Genomic DNA, 5100 nt, shown 5'->3' with positions numbered 1-5100 from the left:
GGTTATCTCGACGCCGGGACAGAAAAATTGATCACTGTCGAATTCCCGAGAACGACCGAAATTCAGGTCGGTGATCGGATCTCCGTCAAGGGCGACAGTTCCCACATCCATCTTTTCGATCACAAAGCAGGGCAGCGGATCAATTGAATGATAAGTGCACGTCGGGTGGCTACCAATTCAAATTTACGGAATTAGATCCCATATGTGGACGGGCCCCTATTGCAAGGGCATTGAGCGGATAAATTTGATCGGATCGCTTGCGATCATATGTCCGGCCTGTTGGTGCGCTCGCACATGAACGCTGGCCAAGATGGTTTCCGCGACGCATGATCCAAACATGGGGGCGGCCACTGAGGGCCAATGGAATCTTCGGAGTGTCATGCGTCTTGGATCGATCGATCACACCATCTGCTCTTCTCTTGCAAGTTCCGCCTCGGTTCAGCGCGTTTGCGTGATAACGCTACCACGCCTGAGCGAGTTCTATACCGCTGCCAAGCTTTCCGGGGAGGCAAGGGCTTTGTATCTTTCGCCGCTCGTCATCATTTTCCATGCGATCCGTGCGATTTTGTTGGCGACTGCGACCGCAACCAGCTTAGGCGGCTTGCGCTTGAGCAAAGCGACTAGCCACGGCGAAGCACGCTTACTGCGCCCCATTCGAACAGCGCGCAGCATCGCCGTTGCGCCGACAACCAGCGCGCTGCGTAATGCTTCGTCACCTGCCCGCGTTATGATGCCCAATTTCACCTTGCCGGCCGTCGAATGGTCTTTGGGCGTCAGCCCGATCCATGCGGCGAAGTCGCGTCCCGATCGGAAGAGCGTGGCGGACGGCGTCTTCATGACGAGGAGCGATGCCACGATTGGCCCGACACCCGGTATTTGGCGCAGACGCTGACTGCATTCATCGGCGCGATGCCAGGCCGTCAGCTTTTCCTCTATATCCCGAAGCTCATCCTGTAATCGGTCATACTCCTTCGCCTGCATAGCGAACAGGTCGCGAGCAAGTTCCGGGATGGTTTCATCAACCACAATCCGCTCGAGAAGCGGTTCGATCTTGCACAGACCATTAGCTGCCGTAAGGCCAAACTCGGTCGCATATCCCCGTATCGCATTGACGAGCTGGGTGCGGGTTCGGATCAGCCGATCGCGCATTCCCAGGAGCATCAGCGCGGCTTGCTGCTCCTGGGTTTTTACGGGCACAAATCGCATGGTTGGTCGGCTCATCGCCTCGCATAGCGCTTCCGCGTCAGCCGCATCGTTCTTGCCCCGTTTTACATAAGGCTTGGCGAGTTGAGGAGCGATCAGTTTTACTTCGTGGCCGAAGGATTGCAAAAGGCGGGCCCAGTGATGGGATCCACCACACGCCTCGATTGCCACTACCGTGGGAGGAAGCTTCTCGAAGAAGGTGATCATTTCCTTCCTTCGCAATTTTCTCCGAAGAACTGGCTGTTCACGTTCATTCACTCCGTGAAGTTGGAACACGTGCTTTGATGTATCCATGCCAATACGAATAACACTTTCCATTGAAAGCCTCCTTGTTGATGTCTTGATGGTCCCCATTCGGCATTTTACTGCCGGGGCGGGGACCGTCCACACCAACATGGGGAGTGAACAGCGGCCGCGCTCTGGATGCTTTGCATTGCCGGGTACGCGATCTACTATTTCTACATGACTTGGGAGCTGTGGTCGAACTGACTCAATGGCTATTGATCGATCGCCAAGCTTGTACTTGCCTCACGCTAGAGCGTTTTTCATTTAATATGGTTCACGTATCCGGCTGCTTTGAAGAAATTCCAGCATTCATCTGGCTCGAAGAGTTGGCAGATTTCACCAACAGCACGCCATAGCGCATCAATTGTCCTTGCCCCGATGCGACGGAGATGGGCCTTGAGCTTTGAAAAGGCCATTTCGATCGGGTTTAGGTCGGGACTGTAGGCGGGCAGGAAGAGGAACCAAGCTCCCTGTTTGCGCAATACTTCGGCGGCCTTTGCGCTTTTATGGGAGGACAGGTTGTCGAGAATGACGATATCGCCCTTGCATAAAGTCGGAGCAAGCTGGGTTTCGATATAGGCTTCGAAAGCAACCCTGTTCATCGGGCCATCCAGAACCCAAGGGGCGACCAACCCATCACAGCGCAGACCAGCGATGAAGGTCTGGGTTCCCCAATGACCGAACGGGGCATGATCGTGTACACGCTCACCGCGCTTGGCCCAGCCAAGCCGGCCGCATGAGCACTGCTGTTGGTCGATCTCGCCGGGTACATAGCCCCGCAGCCGGAATGGCGCAGCCTGTCAACACTTTCACCTGCCACGTGGCATTCCGCTGCATCGTGCGCCAACAACTGTAATTGGAAGTGTAAGGACCCTGCGTCCTCTCGATCCACCGTTCGCTAAGCGGGCGTAGACAAGCATTGTACACAATGCCGGCAGGGAGCAGAAATCGTTCGTTGAAAATGCTTCTATTGGCTAAATTGCCACCGATATGTCGGCGACGTAAACTACGTGGCAGATTTGGGTCTGATGCGGGGGCGAGATGACGTTCAACAGTTCGATTGCCGGACAATCTCACGACGACCACAGCGTCTCGCGGCGCGACTTGCTGCTGACCGGATGCTCGATGCTCGCCGTGAGCCTCGCGGCCGCTATCCCGGGCCTGAACGCCTCTGCTTTCGCCGACGAAACACAACCGCCGCATATCATCTATATCCTCGCCGACGACCTTGGCTGGAAGGATGTCGGATTCCATGGCTCTGACATCAAGACGCCCAACATCGACCGGCTGGCCGAAACCGGTGCCAGGCTCGAGCAGTTCTATGTCGAGCCGATGTGCACGCCGACACGGGCGGCACTGTTAACCGGGCGCTACCCCCTGCGCTACGGCCTGCAGACTGGGGTCATCCCCTCCGGCGGAAAATACGGCCTCGCCACCGATGAATGGCTTCTGCCCCAGGTGCTGAAGGAAGCCGGTTATACAACTGCGCTGGTCGGAAAGTGGCATCTTGGGCACGCCGATCGCAAATATTGGCCGCGCCAGCGCGGCTTCGACCACTTCTACGGCGCGCTTGTCGGCGAGATCGACCACTTTAAACATCAGGCTCATGGTTTTGATGACTGGTATCGCGACAACAAGGTCGTAAGAGAAGCCGGATACGACACCACACTCTTTGGCGCCGAGGCGGCGCGGATCATCGGCGGCCACGATCCAAAGACGCCGCTCTTCCTCTATCTTGCCTTCACTGCGCCGCATACGCCCTATCAGGCGCCGAAGGATTATCTCGACAAATATGCCCATATCGCCGACGAATCCCGCCGCGCCTATGCAGCTATGGTCACGGCCATGGACGACGAGATCGGCCGGGTGGTGCAGGCGCTCGAAAGCCGGGGCATGCGCGAGAACACGCTCATCATCTTCCACAGCGACAACGGCGGCACACGCTCGGCGAAGTTCACCGGCGAATCGGTCGTGAAAGGGCCCTTGCCTCCAGACAATGGCCCCTATCGCGACGGCAAGGGTACGCTGTATGAAGGGGGCACTCGGGTCTGCGCCCTCGCCAATTGGTCGGGCAGGATCACGCCCGGCGTTGTCGACGGGATGCTGCATGTGGTCGACATGTATCCAACATTAGCCGGATTGGCACAGGGAACACTCGGCAAAAACAAGCTCTTGGACGGCGTCGATGCGTGGCCCGCAATCAGCAAAAACTCCGCTTCGCCGCGCAAGGAGATCGTCTACAATGTAGAGCCATTCCGGGCGGCCGTCCGTAAGGGCGATTGGAAGCTCAATTTGCACGCGCTGCTGCCAGGCAAGATCGAACTCTTCGATCTTGCAAACGATGTCTCCGAAACGACAGACCTTTCGGACAAGAACCGCGAAAAAGTCGCGGAACTGCGGGGGCGCATTGACGAACTTGCAAGAGAGAGCGTGCCGCCACTTCTGGTCATGGATACGATCCGTCTGGTGCTGGGCTCGCCGCCCTCCACGCCGGAGATGATGTTTGAGAATTCCGACTGACGGGCTGTCTTTACGAAGGCCTTGCGCGATCATGCCTGCGGCAAATCACGTGGCGGGCGCGATAGCCCAAGCGCCGAAAGCTTCCCAGCCGAAGCTCGATAACCGATCCTGCCCTGTATAGAGTCGTAGACGCGTCCGGTCTTTGATCGTGTCCCGGGAGATGGTGTAGGTCCCAGCTAGAAACCGTGCTTTCCGACGTAGAGCCGGAGGGACATCAGCGTGCCACTGCCGGCAGGCTGATTTGCGGATCATCGCTCATTTGGGCCATGGTCTCAAGTGTCATGTACCTGGCGCGTTGGACGGCCCACTCGTCATTCTGCTCCAGCAGCAATGCACCAACGAGGCGGACGATGGATTCGTCGTTGGGGAAGATGCCGACGACCTCGGTGCGCCGCTTGATTTCGCCGTTGAGGCGCTCGATCGGATTGGTCGAGTGCAGCTTTGCCCGATGTTCTTTCGGGAAGGTCATGTAGGCCAGAACGTCCTCTTCAGCCTCGTCCATGATGGCGGCGAGTTTGGGAACTTTCGGGCGTATCTGATCAGCGACACTGCGCCACTGAGTGCTTGCCGTCTCGGGCGTGTCTTGCGCAAAGGCGGTGGCGATGAAGGCGGAGACGACCCGCCTGCCGCTCTTTCCGGCGTGCGCCAGGACGTTTCTCATGAAGTGGACCCGGCATCGCTGCCACGTGGCACTGAGAACCTTGGTGACGGCGGCTTTCAGCCCTTCGTGGGCATCGGAGACCACAAGCTTCACACCACGCAGGCCCCGGCGCGTGAGCCTGCGCAGGAACTCCGTCCAGATCGGTTCAGCTTCGGATGTACCGACTTCCATACCCAAAACCTCACGTCGTCCGTCGGTGTTGACGCCGACGGCTATGATGACGGCGACGGAAACGATGCGGCCGCCGCGACGGACCTTCAGGTAGGTGGCGTCGATCCAGATGTATGGCCAGTCACCCTCGATGGGGCGATCGAGGAACGCCTTCACCTTGACGTCGATCTCTTCGCACAGCCGCGACACCTGGCTTTTGGAAATGCCGCTCATACCCATGGCCTTGACGAGATCGTCGACAGAACGCGTCGAGATGCCCT

General features: G+C 58.0%; 3 protein-coding genes and 1 pseudogene. 1 reads left to right on the top strand and 3 read right to left on the bottom strand.

Going from position 1 to position 5100, the window contains the following annotated elements; all coding sequences use genetic code 11:
- Window positions 1-480 precede the first annotated feature (480 nt).
- Together AAAC48_RS28755 and AAAC48_RS28750 are read right to left on the bottom strand one after the other, a co-directional pair.
- Window positions 481-1521 carry an IS110 family transposase gene (locus AAAC48_RS28755; RefSeq protein ID WP_340657454.1) on the bottom strand — a complete coding sequence of 347 codons (1041 nt, stop codon included), beginning with the start codon at window positions 1519-1521 and terminating at the stop codon, window positions 481-483.
- Window positions 1522-1748: 227 nt separating this feature from the next.
- Window positions 1749-2219, bottom strand: a pseudogene (locus tag AAAC48_RS28750) (IS630 family transposase); the annotation flags it as partial.
- 310 nt (window positions 2220-2529) lie between these two features.
- Between AAAC48_RS28750 and AAAC48_RS28745 the strand changes: the two are divergent.
- Complete coding sequence (locus AAAC48_RS28745) at window positions 2530-4008, top strand: arylsulfatase (RefSeq protein WP_340657453.1); 1479 nt, start codon at window positions 2530-2532, stop codon at window positions 4006-4008.
- A gap of 214 nt (window positions 4009-4222) precedes the next feature.
- Here AAAC48_RS28745 and AAAC48_RS28740 read toward each other — a convergent pair.
- On the bottom strand, window positions 4223-5100 hold an 878-nt coding region (locus AAAC48_RS28740), incomplete at its 5' end, for an IS256 family transposase (RefSeq protein ID WP_340657452.1).

It is taken from the genome of Phyllobacterium sp., from assembly GCF_037994405.1.
Classification (GTDB): domain Bacteria; phylum Pseudomonadota; class Alphaproteobacteria; order Rhizobiales; family Rhizobiaceae; genus Phyllobacterium.
Note: the sequence above shows the minus strand (reverse complement) of the source record. Positions and strands in the feature narration are given on the sequence as shown.

Bases quoted from the DNA above. Each gene is read 5' to 3' on its own strand.
- AAAC48_RS28755 (WP_340657454.1), bottom strand. From the start codon at position 1,521: ATGGAAAGTGTTATTCGTATTGGCATGGATACATCAAAGCACGTGTTC.
- AAAC48_RS28745 (WP_340657453.1), top strand. From the start codon at position 2,530: ATGACGTTCAACAGTTCGATTGCCGGACAATCTCACGACGACCACAGC.